The sequence below is a fragment of the Paenibacillus sp. GP183 genome, assembly GCF_900104695.1.
GTDB lineage: Bacteria > Bacillota > Bacilli > Paenibacillales > NBRC-103111 > Paenibacillus_AI.
In genome coordinates this window covers 619,673-637,571 of the sequence record NZ_FNSW01000001.1, presented here as the reverse complement: position 1 = coordinate 637,571, position 17,899 = coordinate 619,673, and the positions used below count along the sequence as shown (strand labels likewise).

14 protein-coding genes and 1 pseudogene are annotated in these 17,899 nt (G+C 43.5%); 13 read left to right on the top strand and 2 right to left on the bottom strand.

Translation table 11 applies throughout. The features are described from left to right. The first annotated feature begins 25 nt into the window (after positions 1-25). The 12 genes and pseudogenes from BLV33_RS03145 to BLV33_RS03095 all read left to right on the top strand — a co-directional run bounded on the left by BLV33_RS03145 (position 26) and on the right by BLV33_RS03095 (position 14,310). Positions 26-1,573: an ABC transporter substrate-binding protein gene (locus BLV33_RS03145; RefSeq protein WP_090788213.1), complete on the top strand. Its 1,548-nt coding sequence runs from the start codon at positions 26-28 to the stop codon at positions 1,571-1,573. Positions 1,574-2,014: 441 nt separating this feature from the next. After that, positions 2,015-2,131: a hypothetical protein gene (locus BLV33_RS30590; protein ID WP_366414843.1), complete on the top strand. Its 117-nt coding sequence runs from the start codon at positions 2,015-2,017 to the stop codon at positions 2,129-2,131. Beyond that, positions 2,091-2,834: an FAD-dependent oxidoreductase gene (locus BLV33_RS03140; protein WP_366414702.1), complete on the top strand. Its 744-nt coding sequence runs from the start codon at positions 2,091-2,093 to the stop codon at positions 2,832-2,834. The genes BLV33_RS30590 and BLV33_RS03140 overlap by 41 nt, the downstream gene beginning before the upstream one ends. Positions 2,835-2,982: 148 nt before the next feature. After that, entirely contained in the window at positions 2,983-6,105 is a 3,123-nt protein-coding gene (locus BLV33_RS03135; protein ID WP_090788210.1) for a beta-galactosidase, LacZ type, read from the top strand. A gap of 42 nt (positions 6,106-6,147) precedes the next feature. Continuing rightward, positions 6,148-6,780, top strand: coding sequence for an SGNH/GDSL hydrolase family protein (locus BLV33_RS03130; RefSeq protein ID WP_090788208.1), 633 nt, complete (start codon positions 6,148-6,150; stop codon positions 6,778-6,780). 45 nt (positions 6,781-6,825) lie between these two features. Then, entirely contained in the window at positions 6,826-7,767 is a 942-nt protein-coding gene (locus BLV33_RS03125) for a nucleoside hydrolase (RefSeq protein WP_090788206.1), read from the top strand. Between the two features lie 244 nt (positions 7,768-8,011). Beyond that, positions 8,012-8,719 (top strand): annotated as a pseudogene (locus BLV33_RS03120) (IS6 family transposase). A 546-nt stretch (positions 8,720-9,265) separates the two neighbouring features. Continuing rightward, positions 9,266-10,489, top strand: a complete 1,224-nt coding sequence (locus tag BLV33_RS03115; RefSeq protein WP_090788204.1) for a PucR family transcriptional regulator — start codon at positions 9,266-9,268, stop codon at positions 10,487-10,489. A gap of 103 nt (positions 10,490-10,592) precedes the next feature. Then, the gene (gene ald, locus BLV33_RS03110) at positions 10,593-11,720 is read left to right on the top strand and encodes an alanine dehydrogenase (protein WP_090788202.1); all 1,128 of its coding nucleotides are present in this window, start codon (positions 10,593-10,595) and stop codon (positions 11,718-11,720) included. Between the two features lie 11 nt (positions 11,721-11,731). After that, on the top strand, positions 11,732-12,913 hold the full coding sequence (alr, locus tag BLV33_RS03105; RefSeq protein WP_090788200.1) for an alanine racemase: 1,182 nt from the start codon (positions 11,732-11,734) through the stop codon (positions 12,911-12,913). A 79-nt stretch (positions 12,914-12,992) separates the two neighbouring features. Continuing rightward, complete coding sequence (locus BLV33_RS03100) at positions 12,993-13,175, top strand: hypothetical protein (protein ID WP_090788198.1); 183 nt, start codon at positions 12,993-12,995, stop codon at positions 13,173-13,175. Next, positions 13,165-14,310 carry an alpha/beta hydrolase gene (locus BLV33_RS03095; RefSeq protein ID WP_253186948.1) on the top strand — a complete coding sequence of 382 codons (1,146 nt, stop codon included), beginning with the start codon at positions 13,165-13,167 and terminating at the stop codon, positions 14,308-14,310. Before BLV33_RS03100 ends, BLV33_RS03095 begins: the two co-directional genes overlap by 11 nt. Before the next feature lie 614 nt (positions 14,311-14,924). Here the strand turns inward: BLV33_RS03095 and BLV33_RS30585 are convergent. Next, positions 14,925-15,407, bottom strand: coding sequence for a YcxB family protein (locus tag BLV33_RS30585; protein WP_366414842.1), 483 nt, complete (start codon positions 15,405-15,407; stop codon positions 14,925-14,927). A gap of 340 nt (positions 15,408-15,747) precedes the next feature. Then, complete coding sequence (locus tag BLV33_RS03085) at positions 15,748-16,290, bottom strand: PadR family transcriptional regulator (RefSeq protein ID WP_090788195.1); 543 nt, start codon at positions 16,288-16,290, stop codon at positions 15,748-15,750. 113 nt (positions 16,291-16,403) lie between these two features. On the opposite strand from BLV33_RS03085, the gene BLV33_RS03080 reads away from it, so the two are divergent. Next, complete coding sequence (locus tag BLV33_RS03080; RefSeq protein ID WP_090788193.1) at positions 16,404-17,870, top strand: DHA2 family efflux MFS transporter permease subunit; 1,467 nt, start codon at positions 16,404-16,406, stop codon at positions 17,868-17,870. The last annotated feature ends 29 nt before the right edge of the window (positions 17,871-17,899 follow it).

Sequence of the window (17,899 nt, the reverse complement as noted above, 5' to 3'; positions counted from 1 at the left end):
TAATAATACTTGGGAGGGTTTACGAATGAAAAAAAGATTTGGTTTGATTAGCTTGGTTTTACTATTATCACTTAGTATTGTGGCAGCAGGGTGTGCGAAGAACGCAGCAGACACAACAAATGAAACGCCGAAAGCTACTGAGGCAGCAGGTGCTGCAACTGCAGCTCCGTCAACAGTGACAGCTAAGCCAAGTGAACCTGCAGTGGAAATATCCATCATGTATCCAGGTACAGTACAAAAGGATGTTGCCTTAGTCGAAGCAGAAGCAAATAAATATTTAAAAGACAAGATTAATGTTACGCTTAAATTAAATGCAGTCGATTGGGGCCAATGGGATAATAAACTGAACCTATTGATCGCTTCTGGTGAGCCTGCTGATATTATTTTCACAGCCGCATGGCAGAGATATTCGATTAATGTAGCAAAAGGTGCTTTTTTAGAGCTTGGGGCTTTGATTGACAAAAATGCTCCAGAAATACGGAAAGAGCTAGATCCAGCTTTCTTGGAAGGATCCAAAATTAATGGAAAAAACTACGGAATTCCAACTAACAAAGAACTGGCTGCAACATACGGCGTTATCTATCGTCAAGATTTAGTTGATAAATACCAATTGGATGTATCCAAGGTCAAAACATGGGCTGATTTAGAGCCATTGTTAAAAGTGATAAAAGAAAAGGAATCTAATATTACGCCTTTCTTTTTGACTTCGACTGGTAATAGTATCGATCTAGCATGGGATGCTTTAGGCGATAATAATATTCCGGGCGTTATTAGTAAAATAGGTACATCCACGAAAATTTTTAATAAATTGGAATCTCCTGAATTTTTAGACATAATGAAACTTACTCGTTCATGGTTCAAGGCAGGTTACATCAATCAAGATGCAGCAACCAGCACTGTGACCGTAGCCGATCAAGCAAAAGCAGGAAAAGTATTTATGTGGGTAGACGGTCTAAAACCAGGTAAGGCAGCTGAATTGGAAGGTTATGTTGGTTTTAAGCTAGGACAAATTGATTTGACAGTGCCTGCTATTACAACGGGGGATGCTTCAGGAGCAATGTTGGCCATTTCGAAATCATCGAAAAATCCAGATAAAGCCATGCAAGTGATTGGATTGCTGCATAGTGATAAATTTTTAAATAACTTAATTAACTATGGTATTGAAGGAAAGCATTATGTGAAAAAATCGGATAATATCATTGATGTAGCTCCTGGAATTGACCCTAAAAATCATCCTTATAACCCAGGCGCACAATGGGAGCTTGGCAACCAATTCTTAAACTACCTGATGTCTAATGAAAATCCGCAGAAATGGGAGTTGTTTAAGGCATTCAACGCTAAAGGCGTTAAATCTCCGGGTCTAGGCTTCTCATTTGATGCTGAACCCGTTAAAAGTGAAATCGCAGCTGTAGCTAATGTTGGTAAACAATACCAATCCGCAATCAGAACGGGATCAGTGGAGCCGGAAGCTAAAATCGCTGAGTTCTTGGCAAAACAAAAAGCAGCTGGTGTGGATAAAATTATTACTGAAAAGCAAAAACAATTTGATGCTTTCTTAGCAGCTAAGAAATAAAGTTTATTTATAAAGGGAGGTTGACAGGCGGCTATAAGATGGCGGATCGCGAAACATAAGAAGGCGCTTACTTGCTGCGTGAAAGAATCGTCCGTTCCGATATTGCGTATACCATCGCGATATCGGAACGGACGATTTTCAAAAAACTCCCGTATTTTCAAATAGGGCTAAGGTGCACCAGAGCCATATGTTTTCACTATTAACATTGTTTTGAAATTGGTAAAAAAACTTAGTAATTAGCGGATTATGGTGATGCGAGAAGCCAAACCGGCGCTGAAGGAACAAGATCCAAAAATACTGCTAGTTGAATATTTTGGACGCTGTTACCCGGTTATGGTTACCACTCATTATTTACTTATCGCAAAGTAAAAGAATCGATTCGATAAGGAAGTGATTCCAGTGAAACAGCAATATGATGTGATTGTAATTGGACTTGGAAGCATGGGCAGCGCGGCAGCGTATCATCTGGCCAAACGGGGACAGCGCGTACTCGGGCTTGAACGCTTTGGCTCGCCCCATGATCAAACAAAAGGCCGGTTTTGTAAGACCAGAAAATAGTGTATTAGCGCATTTGATTCAAGCGGAGAAACATGGTGCGGAACTAAGATTTTACGAACCTGTAATCTGTTGGGAAGCCCATCCTTCCGGAGAAGGAGTGACCGTTACAACCGCGGACGGGGTGTATGAAGCCGGCCGCTTGGTGATTTCTCCCGGAGCGTGGGCGCCGAGCTTGCTGGAAGATATGGGGTTGAGTTTAAAGATCGAACGGCAGGTTATGATGTGGTTTGCCCCGACGGACGGGATCGAGCCGTTTCGGTTGGGCCAATTACCGATTTACGTTTGGGAAGCGGAAGACGGAGTGCAGTTCTATGGAATTCCTTCTTTAGGCCTAAGAGGAGAAGGCGTCAAAGTTGCTTTTTTCCGGATGGGTCAGACATGCACGGCAGATACAATTGACCGAAATGTTTATGACTTCGAGGTAGCTAAGATGAGGGAATATATCGGCAACCGCATTCCGCAGTTGAAGGGCAAGTTTTTGCAGGCCAAAACTTGCCTGTATTCGAATACCCCGGATGAACATTTTGTCATTTCCCTTCATCCGGAATATAAACAGGTTGCGATTGGGGCAGGTTTTTCGGGGCATGGCTTCAAATTCGTCAGTGTTGTCGGCGAAATATTGGCTGATCTGGCCACAACAGGAACAACCTCGCTTCCGATCGAATTGTTCAGTCCGAATCGTTTTAACAAAATAAAATTATAATTGGCTTAAATATGGTTTTGGTGCAAAAAAATTCAGACCCACAATATATAGTAGTCGACTGGAGGTTTATTTCTATTTTCAATACTTCATATGGTATGTGAAAATATTTTTGCACCAGAACCTTATTAAGTGTAGAAAGGGGAACTATATGACAAACCATAACACAGAGATCCCAGATTGGAAAAACCTTAACATTTTGCATCGTGGAAGAGAGCTGCCGCGTGCAACAATTATTCCTTACACCGATACGGTTTCTGCCCTATCCGGAGAAAGAGGAGCTTCATCCTGCTTCAAATTGATCAATGGACTTTGGAAATTCAATTATGCGGAATCGACCGAAGAGGCTCCTGAACAATTTTATGAGGAATCTTATGACGACAGCAGTTGGGATAGCATCAAAGTACCTAGCAACTGGCAGATGTGCGGCTATGGAAAGCCTCATTATACGAATGTTGCCTACCCATATCCTGTGGATCCTCCCCATATTCCTGACCTTAACCCGACAGGATCCTACAGAAGAAGCTTTTATGTACCTGAAGGATGGGACGAAAAAGAGATCTTTATCGTTTTTGAAGGGGTAGACTCGGCATTCCAGCTTTGGATCAATGGACATTTCGTCGGCTTTAGCCAAGGAAGCCATCTACCAGCCGAATTTGATATTTCTGCTTACATAAAAGTAGGCGAGAATTTAATCGCAGTCCGAGTTTATCAATGGTCCTATGCAAGTTACCTGGAAGACCAGGATATGTGGCGGTTGAGCGGTATTTTTCGCGATGTGTACCTTTTAGCTGTGCCTAAACTTCATATCCGAGACGTGTATACAACAACGAGCTTGGGTGATGCTTACTGCAACGCGTTTCTTGATATCAAAGTAAAGATTAAAAACGATAGTGAAAATGAAAGTAAAGGCCATCAACTAAGCTTTCAACTCATAGACACTGCTGGAAAGACTCTAAGCGAAGCAAATTATGACGGAAAAATCATTGTTTTGCCTGGAGAAGAAGCTGCATTTCAAATGCGTCTATCTGTGGAAAATCCCCGCAAGTGGTCAGCGGAAGAGCCATTTCTGTACACCTTGCTTCTAATGCTCAGTAATGATCAGAAGACTATCACAGAGGTTGTGTGTCTCCACATCGGATTTCGCAGTGTAGAGATAAAGGACAGGATGCTGCTTGTCAATGGTGTTCCGATCAAAATCAAAGGCGTTAACCGTCATGATACGCATCCCGATTTGGGACATACGGTTCCTTACGAAACGATGCTGAAGGATATAACCTTGATGAAGCAGCACAATATCAATGCTGTCAGGACAGCTCATTATCCCAATGATCCGAGATGGCTTGACTTATGTGATCGTTACGGTCTCTATGTGATTGATGAAGCTGATCTCGAATGCCATGGCTTTCAACTCACTGGAGACTTAAATCGGCTATCGAGTGACCCTGCTTGGAAAGAGGCTTACATTGATAGAGGGATACGTACAGTAGAGAGGGATAAAAATCATCCGAGCATTATCATGTGGTCATTAGGCAATGAATCCGGTTACGGCGAAAATTTTGCTGCAATGGCTGAATGGATGAGAAAATGCGACCCGACCCGACCGATTCATTACGAAGGACATGCTGGCGGGGTATACGGTTCCGGCAATGATTCTTCTGATGTCGTCAGTGTGATGTATCAAACTGTAGAGTTCATTACAGAATATGCCAAAGGCAACGATCAACGCCCGTTGTTCCTCTGTGAATATGCGCATGCCATGGGACTTGGCCCCGGCAATCTTAAGGAATACTGGGATGCAATCTATGAATACCCTGCTTTAATAGGAGGTTGCGTGTGGGAATGGGTGGATCATGGGATTAGACAGCAAACGGAAAACGGTACGGAGTATTTTGCCTACGGTGGTGACTTCAATGATTTCCCGAATGATGGAAATTTCTGCATTGACGGGTTGAACTTTCCCGATAGAATCCCTCACACCGGTCTCATCGAATATAAAAAAGTTTTGGAGCCGATTAAAGTTGTACCCATAGATCTGAATACAGGTAAAGTTAAAATTGTGAATCTATATAGTTTCGCTTCACTTTCATTATTTGTTTGTGTGTGGTCTATGGAAAGAGATGACGAAACACTTGAACAGGGAATTCTGGGAGAACTTGATATACCTGCTGGTTCAGAGGCGATAATTAAGATTCCGTATCAACTTCCGAAACTTCTATCCGCCGGAGAATACAGGCTCAATGTACGGTTTGTCCTCCGTAAATCTACGTTGTGGGCTCCTCAAGGGTTTGAATTGGCGTGGGCGCAGATGGACCTTCCTGTAACGTCGCAAAAAGATAGCGCAATGGAACTATCCGCTTTGCCAAAGCTGAACATAAATGAAATAGGCAGATATATGGTGATTGAAGGTGAAGAGTTCACAGTTACGTTTGACAAAATCAAAGGACAGATTATTGATTGGACTTATCAGAGTGTTTCTTTGCTGAAGAGCGGACCGGAATTTAATGGCTGGCGGGCACCGACAGACAATGACATGTTTCAAAAAGTGAATTGGTGCAATGCAGGGCTGGATCGATTGATTAAACGAGTGGAAAGCGTCGTGATTAACCTGCTGAATCCTCAGACGGTACGAATAGACGTAGCCGCTGTGTATTCGCCGAGAAGTCAACCGCCTTGCTTCCATAATATCTTTACATATACGATCTATAGCTCCGGAGATATCGAGATTAGGGCACAATTTAACCCCCGCGAAGACCTTCCGCATCTGCCGAGGCTCGGATTAGAAATGAGCTTGCCCGGAGAATTCGATCGGATGGAATGGTATGGCAGAGGGCCTCATGAAAGCTATCCAGATATGAAAGAGAGTGCCAGAATCGGCGTTTACAGTGGTAAAGTTCAAGATCAGTATGTACCCTATATCAATCCTCAGGAAAACGGAAACAAAGGTGATGTCCGTTGGGCAGCGATATCCAATAGCGGCGGTATGGGACTGTTGATCACAGGGGTGCCTTTGTTCAATGTGAGTGCGCATCATTTTACACCGCAGGATTTTACCAATGCCAAACATACTTATGACCTCAAACGCAGAGATGAAACGATACTTCATCTGGATTATGCTCTGGGCGGGTTAGGCAGCAACAGCTGCGGTTGTGATACGATGTTAAAGTATCAGCTTCTGCCAGTTAGAGCCGAATTTACGGTACGAATGAGACCTTTTTCAAGAGATCAATGGAGCCCGATGCAGTTAAGCAAGCTAGGTTTGAGTAAGTCGTAGTTTGTCGAAAAACGAAAACATTAATATAGAGGAGATTTAATTATGAGTTTGTTGATTAATGAGGGAGAGCTGGTACTTTTTCAAGGAGATAGTATTACAGATGCGGGTCGCAGCCATGATAATAACGATGATCTTGGATTAGGTTATGCGAATATAATCGCTGCATGGTTTTCCGCTTTATATCCTGAAAAAAAGGTCAGCTTTATTAACCGTGGTATAGGCGGGAATACAGTTGAACATTTACAGGCTCGCTGGAAGACTGATTGTTTGGAGTTAAAGCCTTCCTGGGTTTCAATACTGATTGGAATCAATGATTGCTGGCGAAGATATGATAGCAATAACCCAACCTCTGCAGACAAATTCGAGAATATATACCGGGATATCCTAACTCAGATAAAGGAAAATTTAAATGCAAAAATTATATTGTGTGAACCCTTTGTACTGCCGTATCCCGAAGAGAGGAAAAAGTGGAGAGAAGATTTGGATCCTAAAATACAAGTGGTACGTAACCTAGCTATGGAGTTTAACGCACTATTTGTTCCATGTGATGGTTTATTTGCACAAGGTTGCACAAAAAGAGATCCTGCATTCTGGTCTAATGATGGTGTACACCCTTCACAAGCAGGGCATGCTTTAATAGCGCAAATGTGGCTTAAAACCATGGGGGTATTATAGCTAAGAAATAAGCTTAATGGCAAGCCAAACTATAGGAGGCAGTATATGATGAATCGCGAGAACATAATTATCGATACAGACATTGGTGATGACATTGACGATGCATTGGCGTTGGCCTTTGCTCTTAACTGTCCTGAGGTGAATATCCTCGGTGTAACAACCGTATTTGGGAATACGAAAGCGAAAGCAAAGATCGCTACTAATCTGCTTGATACAGCAGGATTCAAGCAGATTCCGGTTTATGCGGGATGCGGTCAGCCGCTGAACCAGCCCATCGATGAAACAAAGTTACCCTGTCAATATATCAAAGAAACGATGGGGGAGATAGATCTCAATCCAGTTAACGCGGTAGATTTTATTATTGATAGTGTGATGCATTCCGATGATTCTTTGACCTTGGTCACCATCGGTCCGTTGACCAATGTTGCGGTAGCCTTGTTGAAGGAGCCGCAATTGAAGCAAAAATTAAATAAAATCGTGATGATGGGCGGCTCTTATTACTTTCACTATGTGGAATGGAATATACAGTGCGATCCGGAGGCGGCTCATATTGTATTTCAATCCAACATTCCGGTTAAGGCAATAGGGCTGGATGTTACAAAGCAATGTCTTATGAATGCGGATCAGTTAAAACGTTTGGAATCGGAAAAAGCATCCCCGCTTGTCCGCTTGCTCTGGCAATTGATCAGGCAATGGCAAATCGAAACCAAAGATCGCATTCTGCCGATTTTGCACGATGCTTTGGCAGTGTATGGGATTTTCGGCGGAGATCTTTTGCGATTCGAGCGGGAGGCTGTATACGTTGAATTGACCGGAACGGTTACACGAGGCTTGACTTTCAACCGTACGGACAGAAACCGCGAGGATCAATTGGTGCGGGGCGCTGAAGAGTTGGCTAGCCGTTCGGTCATTCAGGTGGCCAAAGAAGTGAAAAGCGAAGCTTTTATCGATTTTTTTCTGGAAAGATTATTATCCAAACAAATCTAATGATGGTGGAGAGACAATATATTCTTTTATCTCAGGGATAAGTTGTCTTTCCTCTGTTAGTATTAAAGGAAAGTTGAGCTATTAGTTATTCTGCTTATTTTTTTACTTCCGTACAGGCACAGCCGCGCCTAAGCCCACATACACTTTAACAATATAACATGGGGGTGTGCGGCTAGGTTCTGGTGCAAGAAATTCATCCATGCTAATATTGACTTAGAAAAGCATATGGGATGGGGCAAATTAATTGGAAAAAGCATCGAATATTTTCAAATGGAAACATTACGAAGCGGAAATCATCTTATTAACAGTTAGATAGTATTTGAAATATAGTTTAAGCTATCGTGATATGGCAGAAATAATGAGTGAACGGGGACTAAAGATTTCCCATACGACGATCATGAGATGGGTCCATGAGTTCGGACCCGAAATTGACAAGCGAATTCGTCCCTTTTTAAATCCTACTAACGACTCTTATAGAGTCGATGAAACTTATATCAATGTCAAAGGCCAGTGGAAATATCTTTACAGGGCAGTGGATTCAAAAGGCAACACGATTGATTTTATGCTGGCTGCTAACCGTGATGCGAAAGCGGCCAAACGCTTTTTCAAGAAGGCGTTATCCTCACCCCATAACCAGTTGCCTCGCGTTATTACAGTCGATAAAAATGCAGCTTATCCTCCAGCAATTCAACAATTAATGAATGAAAAAGCCCTATCGAAAGAAACCGTGATTCGACAAACGAAGTATTTAAACAACATTGTGGAACAAGATCATCGATTCATAAAGAAAATTACAAATCCAATGTTAGGGTTCAAATCGTTTCTGACTGCTGAACGGACGTTAAAGGGAATCGAGGCAATGCATATGATCAGGAAAGGGCAGACCGAAAATAATTCGACTGCTCTTTCAACGGTTGATCAGATTAATAAATTATTCGGATTGGCAGTCTAATTAAATTAAAATAGTGAGAGACTCTTGGCATTTTTAATATTTGCACCACAACCGTTAATTTAACTGTTTTAAATGAAGAGCAATTGCAATTTATCTATTTTAGTCAAAAAATTATTAATAGAAAGGAATCAAAATTTATATGAGAATAGATGAAGTTTTATATTTCTCCCCAAATTATACATATTATCAACTTAATTTTGATTAGCATTTAGAACTTGCATCAGCATATGAAGAGCCTTACTTGCTATGATCTGTAAATACTTCTTCCTCCGAAATAGGTTTCTTTAGCGCATTTTTAAAAACTGATTATTGCAGTGCAAAGGTGCCGTTAGTTAATGCATGAGAGCCATGTTGGCTCGATGGCTCTCTCGCATTAAAATATTCAGTTGAACGCGTTAATGCGTACCTAAAGGAGTACTTTCAACTGAACAATATAAGGCATCGCGGCACTAAGGTACAAGTTGACTTTCATTTTTCCTGCTTAACCTATACAGCTTGCAAATTAACCGTGGATCGATGGGACGTGCGTGAGGAGACCGGAAAGCAATGAAAGAGAAGGCACATTTCGATCTTGAGTTTGATAGTTTTATTGCTTTGGCGGATGCAATCAGTGAGATGCTACAATGTCCCGTTACCATTGAAAACGCCAATCATCAACTGATCGCACACAGCTCGCACAGCCTTGCCACCGATTCAGTTCGAACCGCAACCATCATCGGGCGCAGAGTTCCGGAGCATGTCATCGGTGCCTTATGGAAACATGGAGTCATCCGTCAGTTGATGGATAGCGAAGGTCCGTTGCAAGTTGCGGCGATTCCCGAGGTTGGGCTCGGAGCAAGAGTTGCGGTGACCATTCGTCATGACAAGGACATACTGGGTTATATATGGGCGGTGGATGAGGGAATACAATTCGACGAAATTAAGCTGAACAAATTTAAGTTGGCAACTGATGCCTCCAAAAAGTTAATGCTGCAGTTGCAAAATCATAGGCGCAAGGAGGAGGAAGGGCAGCAAAATTTTTTCTGGCAGTTGTTGACAGGGTATCTGAACTCGGATGAGGACATACAGGAAAAGGCGGCCCAGTTGGGCATCACTCTCCCCGCAAAATATCAGGTGATGTTGTTTCAATTCGACGATGACATCAACTTGAATACATACTTACAATTGCAATACATGGTGGCAACGGCTAAGGACATAAAGGTCATTTTTCATGTGCGGGATGAACGACAATTTATTATACTGGCGACGCCCGCCTCGTTAACGTTCACAAACGAAAGTTCGGCGGCATTCGTGCGTTCTTTCTTAATCCGAATGAAGGACCGTTTGGGAAAGGTCGAGGGAGCAAGCGGACTTTTATACAGTGATTACACGATGGTCGAACAAAGCGGCCGAGAAGCGCGCGCCGTGTTAAATCTGAAAAAGCAATTTCCACAAGATTTGTATCACGTATACGATTTTCAATCTTTAGGCTATTATCGGTACTTACCGCTGTTGTTGGAGCAAATGCCCACCCGATCCGAGAGCGTGTGTTTAGAAAAAATCAGATCTTACGATAGGGAGCATAACAGTGGATTGCTGGAAACGCTAGAGCAGTTTTTATTTCATGACAGCAATGTGAAGGATACCGCTGACGTTTTGCACATCCATACGAACACTTTAAATTACCGATTGAAACGAATTTCGGAGATTGGCGGGATCGATTTAAGAAATACGGATCAAAAAATAACAATCCTGCTCGAAATGAAAATCGAAAAAATGAAGAGATCATAGATTTGTTGGAATACACGAAAACAAGGCATAACTTTGTCGTATTTGAACAATGCCGACCGTCTTTTCATTTTATACTTATAGATAGATGGGAGGAGGAATCAAAATGAGAATCGGTGTTCCAAAGGAAATGAAAAACAGAGAAAACCGGGTGGCGCTTACCCCGTATGGCGTAAAAGAATTAGTGCATTGCGACCACGAAGTAGCCGTGCAGTATAATGCCGGTCTTGGTGCCGGTTTCGCAGATGAGGAATATTCGGCGGCAGGAGCAACCTTGATGGAGCAATCGTCAGATATTTGGTCGTTTGCGGAATTGCTGTTAAAGGTTAAGGAGCCGCTGCCTGCAGAGTATCGATATTTTAGGGAAGGACTCATCTTGATTTGTTATCTGCATTTGGCTGCGGAACCGAAACTTGTCCAAGCTTTAACCGCTGCAAAAGTAACTGCCATAGTGTATGAAACCGTTGAATTGAACAGGATGTTCCCTCTGCTGACTCCAATGAGCGAAATTGCCGGCCGAATGTCCATTCAAATTGGCACCCATTTGTTGGAAATGACCGAAGGGGGAAAAGGGGTACTACTGGGAGGTGTGCCTGGAGTGAAACGCGGTAAGGTAACCATTATTGGAGGTGGCGTTGTCGGAAGTAATGCGGCGAAGATCGCAATTGGTCTTGGAGCCGATGTGACTGTCATTGATATGAATCAGGAAAGGCTGCGCATTTTGGAGGATATTCACGGCTCACGAATTCAAACTTTAGCCTCTAGTCCTTCCGTTATTGAGGATGCGGTAGCTGAAGCAGATTTGATGATTGGAGCGGTTCTAGTTCCCGGAGCTAAAGCCCCGAAGTTGGTAACGGAAGACATGGTTCGTCAAATGAGTGTGGGCTCTGTTATTTTGGATGTGGCCATTGATCAGGGAGGAATATTTGAAACGGGCAATCGCCTGACAACACATGATGATCCGGTTTATATTAAGCACGGTGTTCTGCATTATGCCGTTCCGAACATACCGGGAGCAGTTCCCAGAACATCTACCATCGCATTATGCCAGGCCACTTTTCCATATGTAATGTTAATTGCTAACAATGGTGTAGGTGGTTCCATTGAAAGGAGTGATGCTCTTCTCTGCGGAATAAACATAGCCGGCGGCCATGTGACGCATCAAGCAGTAGCTAACGATCTCGCGCTCGAATATGTGCCTGTTGAGCAATTGTTGTCCACGTTTAACCGATAGGAGAAGGAACAATGTACAGCTATCGGGATGCATGGGCGGAAATATCCTTGGATGATTTGGCTTTTAATGTATACGCCTTCAAATCTCATTGTAACAAGAGCCGTTTGATGACTGTAGTCAAAGCCGATGCGTATGGGCATGGGGCTATCAAGGTGGCCCAAACAGCGATTCAGGCGGGAGCCGATTATTTGGGCGTTGCTTTTCTGGACGAGGCATTGGAGCTAAGATTCGCCGGGATCCAACATCCGATTCTTATTCTCGGATATACACCAGTACAGTCGATCGCAGCGGCGATTCGTCATCGCATCACTCTGACTGTTTTTTCAGAAGAGGTATTAAATGACATTCTTCTCAAGGCAGAAGCACTCCAACAGCAAGCAATCGTACACATCAAAATGGATACGGGTCTTGGTCGTTTAGGCACGGCATCCGTGGAACAAACAGTGGAATTGGTTCGGAAAGCCTTGCTTTTGGATCGGGTTTATATAGAAGGAATTTTCACTCATTTTGCCGACTCGGATAATGAAGATGATTCTTACACTCAACTTCAATTTCAGCGATTTTCGGATGTGCTACTGCTTCTGAAAAAAGAAAGGCTAACTATTCCTCTAACACATTGCTGCAACAGTGCAGCGGCCGTCCGCTTTTCCAAAATGCATCTGGACATGGTTCGTATCGGAATCGGTCTCTATGGTTTGCTTTCACTCGACTTGCAGACACAATACAGCTTCTTTCTCCGGCAGGCATTGCAGTGGAAAACGAAGATTTCTTCGCTCAAGACGATTCGCCCTAACCATCCAGTCGGTTACGGCTGCACATTTAAGGCGGCTGAAGAAAAGGTGATGGCCGTTATCCCGGTAGGCTATGCGGATGGTTATTCCCGGGCGCTCTCCAATGTGGGAACCGCATTGATTCATGATCAATATGTACCGATTGCTGGTAGGATCTGCATGGATCAAACGATATTGGACGTTACCCAGGTCCCCAATGTATCAGTTGGCGATGAGGTGATTTTGCTCGGAGGCTCGGCAAATCATTTTATTTCTGTGGATGAGGTGGCTCACCTGATAAAAACGATCAATTATGAAGTGGTTTGTAACGTGGGGAAGAGAGTTCCCCGATATTACACCATTGGAGGACATCAAACAGCCGAGAGGAATGATGTATTGGACACATTTTTCAGTTCGTCGTGATGTCGGCGTTATTCAAATATAACTGCGCGCGCCAAGCCTCTTGTGTCATATCTTAATAATGGAAGAAAGGGACGATAGCATGAATACAGAACGCAGCAGAAAAGAAGAATTATACAGCCTGATGGGCAGATTACCATCTCGAACACGAGATGTCTCCGCGGTGAAACTGTGGGAAGAGGAACGAGCTAACGATTGGAACCATAGACGGATATGGACAAGAGCGGCAGACCACAAAACCGAGGAGGATCAATATGAAAGATAACTATTCCACAAAGCAAACCATTGCGGAAATTGGAAATCGGTTGCTGCCGGATACGCTTATTACAAATGATGATCAGCAAGTATCTACCTGGGAACAGTGGGAACAACATCGCCGTCCAGAAATATTGGATTTATTCAAGGATAACGTATACGGACGGGAATCGATCGGGCGACCGACATCTTTATCATTTCGAACGGTGATAACGCCGGGCATGATGGCAGGGAAGGCAATTCGCAAGCAGATTGAAATTTCGTACGAAGGTGCTGGAGGGAAAGGGACAATCCGTCTGCTTTTATTTGTACCTGGTGATGAGCGCAAGCCGGTGCCGGTATTCTTACTCATCAATAACCGGGGTGCCGAGCATATGGACCCGGAAAGGATAACCAAGTCGCCATTTTGGCCTGCAGAGTCGATCGTCGATCACGGGTACGCAGCTGCGGTGTTCGATAATGCGGATGTTGATCCGGATCACCATGACGGGTTCCTTAATGGCGTGCACGGGATCTTTGATTCTTTTAACGATAAACGACCGGCGAATGCTTGGGGAACCATCGCAGCATGGGCTTGGGGGGCTTGCCGGGTAATGGATTACTTGGAAACAGATCCTTACATCGATTCCAAGAAGGTAGCTGTGGTGGGTCACTCCCGTGGGGGGAAAGCCGCGTTGTGGGCAGGAGCTGTCGACGAACGTTTTGCGATGGTCATCAGTAATAATTCCGGATGTACGGGAGCCGCGCTTTCCCGGGGCAAAACTGGTGAAACAATCAAACAAATAAATGTAAGATTTCCCCATTGGTTTAACGACAACTATAAATTGTTCAATGACCGTGAATTCGAGTTGCCGATAGATCAACATATGCTGCTATCTCTGATCGCGCCGCGCCCACTGTATGTAACGAGCGCTTCGGAAGATGAATGGGCTGATCCGGTGTCCGAGTTTTTGTCTCTCATGCACGCCTCTCCTGTATATCGGTTATATGGACTGGACGGATTTACAACTCAACAATTTCCGCAAGCCGACACCCCTGTTTTTAGCGAAAGAACGGGATATCACGTTAGAACAGGAGTCCATGATCTAACCGATTACGACTGGAGCCGTTTTATGGATTTTGCGAACCGCCAGTTCGAGGAATGATGTATTTTAAAGTTAGGTCCAGAAAAATAATCAAACCCGCGTTCGCGGGTTCTTTATGTGCGCCCGGCATGGGCGCTACCTTTAGGGTCCCGAATGGCGAAGCCATTCACTAATTGTCCGGCAATAGGCTCCAAACATTGATCGGCTATGCCGGGGTACAGATGCCGGACTTACACAATAATAGTCCAAAGAAGTAAAATACTTGAGTTACAGACTGCATAAAAGAAAAAGGGTTTCCTAAATATGTATGACGGCTATCACCTTTTAGGGTTAGCCGTTTTTTATTTGCGCTTTAAATAAAAATGACATTTCATATTACAGAAATTTTAAGAAAACACAATATTAAATACGGAGAAGAACGACATTCCTATATATTATAAAACAGAGCAATATTATGGGATTTTCATGTCAACCAAAAATTTTGTGTTGATAACCCAATAATGAAGGTGTTTTCTTGTCTTTCTGTACATATTCGAGGTATGTTCTTGTCGCACAATTGGTGGCTGTTCATATTCAAGGTATTTTCTTGTCGTGAAATATAATGATTTTGATGTTTGTGGGTACTTTCTTGTCGCTAATCGGGGTATGTTCTCGTCGTTAGACTAATCCGCCGCCTAATTCCCTAAGAGTAATATGAGTGGATTTTTCCGGTTTAAAGACATATGTACAAAATACGAGTTTTGTGAATATGTCATAATTGCAGTTGGTAATGTCATAACCCGGACACGTGATATGAAATGAATAATTCCGACGATAAGCAAAAAAGCTAAAAGAATTACAAAAGTAACTGATATAACTGCTATGGCGCTGATTTTATTCTTAACTTTTACCTTTGCTAGCTTTAAAACATGTCTAATTTGCACTTGAGTAAATACCCGAGTAGGAATTGTAATGGCTTGATATTTGCTAAAATAGAATAACAAAAATTCTTTGGTGAGCTTAAATTTATGGAGATCACTCCATTTTAAATCTGTGGAAGTTGAGTCAGATTTAATAAGTAGACCTTCTTTTCTTAGAATACATTCTTTTTCTTCATATACAGATCGATTCTGTTCGTATTTCTTTTTAGAAAAGAAATAAACGTAAAATGGAATCATAATAACGCAAATGATCAAGATAAATGCCAAAATTGTATTAAGAACCGAACTCCAAAATTACTGTAAATTATTCTAAAGTTTGCCTTTATATATTCCCTTTGATTCAATTTGTAAATTACTCTGATCAAATCCATAATGCTTTCCATCCATTCAATAAAGCACCCCACTTTTGTAATGTTTCTATAGTTGATTAGATCAATAATGGGTTATTCCAGAAATTTCTATTTTAAATATTCGATATGGTTTTTTAATTTTCCTTCCTATTGAGAAGCCAATTTTTTTGCTCGACAGTAGATTATCCACACGGGGTCTGACCTTTTTCACATGATATCTTTCAACTTTATTCATTCTTGTCCTGCAATTGGGTAAGAGCCCATTCGCACCAGCTGATTCCGGCCTGTAGATCGAAAGCGGCCTTTCTAAGCAACAAGTAAACTCCAAGCAATGTCGATCCAGGCTTCGGTTCCCCTTCCTCCGACTCCCGAAACTTCTCCAGCTTTTTCTCTACCTGCATGATTTTAAGCCGATAAAATTCAAGCCTCTCGCCGATCATTTTACGATAAGATCCCAATTCATCCAAAGGCAAGCCATAAAGCTTTAGAAGCATCTCGTCCCGCAGGACCGGATCGCCAAGAGGTTCGCATTTCCACGCCCGTAATGATTCGAACCCTTGCTCCGTGATGGAATACACTTTTTTGTCAGGCTTGTCAGATTGCTGGACCCATTCGCAGCTAACCAACCCTTCCTTCTCCAGAGAAGCCAGAATGGGATAGATTTGACTATGCTTGGCAGGCCAGAACGACTGAATCCGGAGCATCAAATCATACCCCGACTGGGGAGCCAAAGTAAGAATGTTGAGCAACCCGTATGCTAATGTATTCATTTCCGCCTCATTTCATATGTCAACTTTGACACAATTGATTTTCTGTCATATAATTGTTTATGGATTTATTATATGTAAATATAGACATATAGTCAAACAGAGGGAGATTATTTATGAGCACCGCTTCACCTACTCAGCAAGTTCGCTTTTGGCCGATCATGACCGCTATTTTCGTTGGGTCGTTCATCTGTATCCTGGCCTCCAGCACGATCAACATTGCACTGCCGATTTTGCAGAAGCATTTCGACACTAGTCTCGGTACGATTCAATGGACATTGACAGGTTTTATGCTGGCCATGGGCACATCGGCACCTGTCGTGGGATATTTCGGCGAAAAGTTCAGCTATAAGCGCTTGTACTTATTCTCTCTGATCGGCTTTACCTTCGCATCCGGCTTGTGCGCAACCGCATGGAATCCGGAGTCGCTGATCGCTTTTCGCATTTTGCAGGGATTGTTTAGCGGTTTGATCATCCCCGCGACAATGTCAATCATCTACCAAGTCATTCCGCGGGAGAAGCATGCGATGGCCATCTCGCTGTGGGGTCTTGCAGCCATGCTTGCGCCCGCATTCGGCCCGACGTTCAGCGGCTGGCTGCTTCAGAACTTCGCGTGGCAGTGGCTGTTCCTTATGAACATTCCCATTTGCTTGATCGCCATTGTTCTCATAATCGCATTTATTCCGTATTATCGGCTCAGTGTTCCCAAAAGCTTCGATGGAATCGGATTTGTTACCGTGCTGGTAAGCAGCTCCACTTTACTAGTCGGACTCTCGCAGGGACATACATGGGGCTGGAGCTCAGCCAAAACAGTTACGGTACTTATCATCGGAGCGTTGTTCTTAATTGCTTTTATCTGGCGTGAATTAACTACGTCGACTCCGCTGCTTAATCTGCGTGTGTTCCGCAATGGTCGTTATACGATATCACTGCTAATCACCAACATTCTGACGGTCAGTATGTTTTCGGGAACGTTCCTGACCCCAATCTTTCTGCAGAATATCCAGCATGTTTCGGCGATGGATACTGGCCTTATCCTGCTGCCTGCTTCGCTCATCATGGCGCTCGCCATGCCGCTTGTTGGCAAAATGTATTCAACCGTCGGGCCACGCTGGTTGATGGCGATCGGGGTTGTGCTTTTGTCCGCAGGAACGATATTCCTTAGCTGGCTGAGCATCGACGTTTCGCATACGTACATTATGGTCTGGATGACGATTCGGAACCTGGGAATCGCATTCTGCATGATGCCGGCCAGCAATGCGGGCATGGAGCGGATCGATCCGCTGCTGTCAGGTCATGCTTCCGCAATCATGAACTGGACACGAAATGTGATCAGCTCGTTCGCCATCGCCATCTTCACCACGCTGCTGGCTACACACACGTCTAGTCACAGCGCTGTTCTGATTGCAGGAGGCGACACGAACAAACTCCATATCGGCGCCATGTCATTCACGATGAGTGTCAACGACGTGTATGTGATCGCTACCTTGATCGCAGCTGTAGCCCTTCCATTTTGTTTGTTCATCGGCAAGGTAAAGCCAAAGCCGAATCCGGTCGTCAAGACGGCCAGCGCAGCAACATAATTAGATTTACCGCCGTTGAAGAAAAGGAG

Coding starts and splice junctions, on each gene's coding strand:
- BLV33_RS03145 (WP_090788213.1), top strand. CDS start 26: ATGAAAAAAAGATTTGGTTTGATTAGCTTGGTTTTACTATTATCACTT.
- BLV33_RS30590 (WP_366414843.1), top strand. CDS start 2,015: ATGGGCAGCGCGGCAGCGTATCATCTGGCCAAACGGGGACAGCGCGTA.
- BLV33_RS03140 (WP_366414702.1), top strand. CDS start 2,091: ATGATCAAACAAAAGGCCGGTTTTGTAAGACCAGAAAATAGTGTATTA.
- BLV33_RS03135 (WP_090788210.1), top strand. CDS start 2,983: ATGACAAACCATAACACAGAGATCCCAGATTGGAAAAACCTTAACATT.
- BLV33_RS03130 (WP_090788208.1), top strand. CDS start 6,148: ATGAGTTTGTTGATTAATGAGGGAGAGCTGGTACTTTTTCAAGGAGAT.
- BLV33_RS03125 (WP_090788206.1), top strand. CDS start 6,826: ATGATGAATCGCGAGAACATAATTATCGATACAGACATTGGTGATGAC.
- BLV33_RS03115 (WP_090788204.1), top strand. CDS start 9,266: ATGAAAGAGAAGGCACATTTCGATCTTGAGTTTGATAGTTTTATTGCT.
- ald (WP_090788202.1), top strand. CDS start 10,593: ATGAGAATCGGTGTTCCAAAGGAAATGAAAAACAGAGAAAACCGGGTG.
- alr (WP_090788200.1), top strand. CDS start 11,732: ATGTACAGCTATCGGGATGCATGGGCGGAAATATCCTTGGATGATTTG.
- BLV33_RS03100 (WP_090788198.1), top strand. CDS start 12,993: ATGAATACAGAACGCAGCAGAAAAGAAGAATTATACAGCCTGATGGGC.
- BLV33_RS03095 (WP_253186948.1), top strand. CDS start 13,165: ATGAAAGATAACTATTCCACAAAGCAAACCATTGCGGAAATTGGAAAT.
- BLV33_RS30585 (WP_366414842.1), bottom strand. CDS start 15,407: ATGATTCCATTTTACGTTTATTTCTTTTCTAAAAAGAAATACGAACAG.
- BLV33_RS03085 (WP_090788195.1), bottom strand. CDS start 16,290: ATGAATACATTAGCATACGGGTTGCTCAACATTCTTACTTTGGCTCCC.
- BLV33_RS03080 (WP_090788193.1), top strand. CDS start 16,404: ATGAGCACCGCTTCACCTACTCAGCAAGTTCGCTTTTGGCCGATCATG.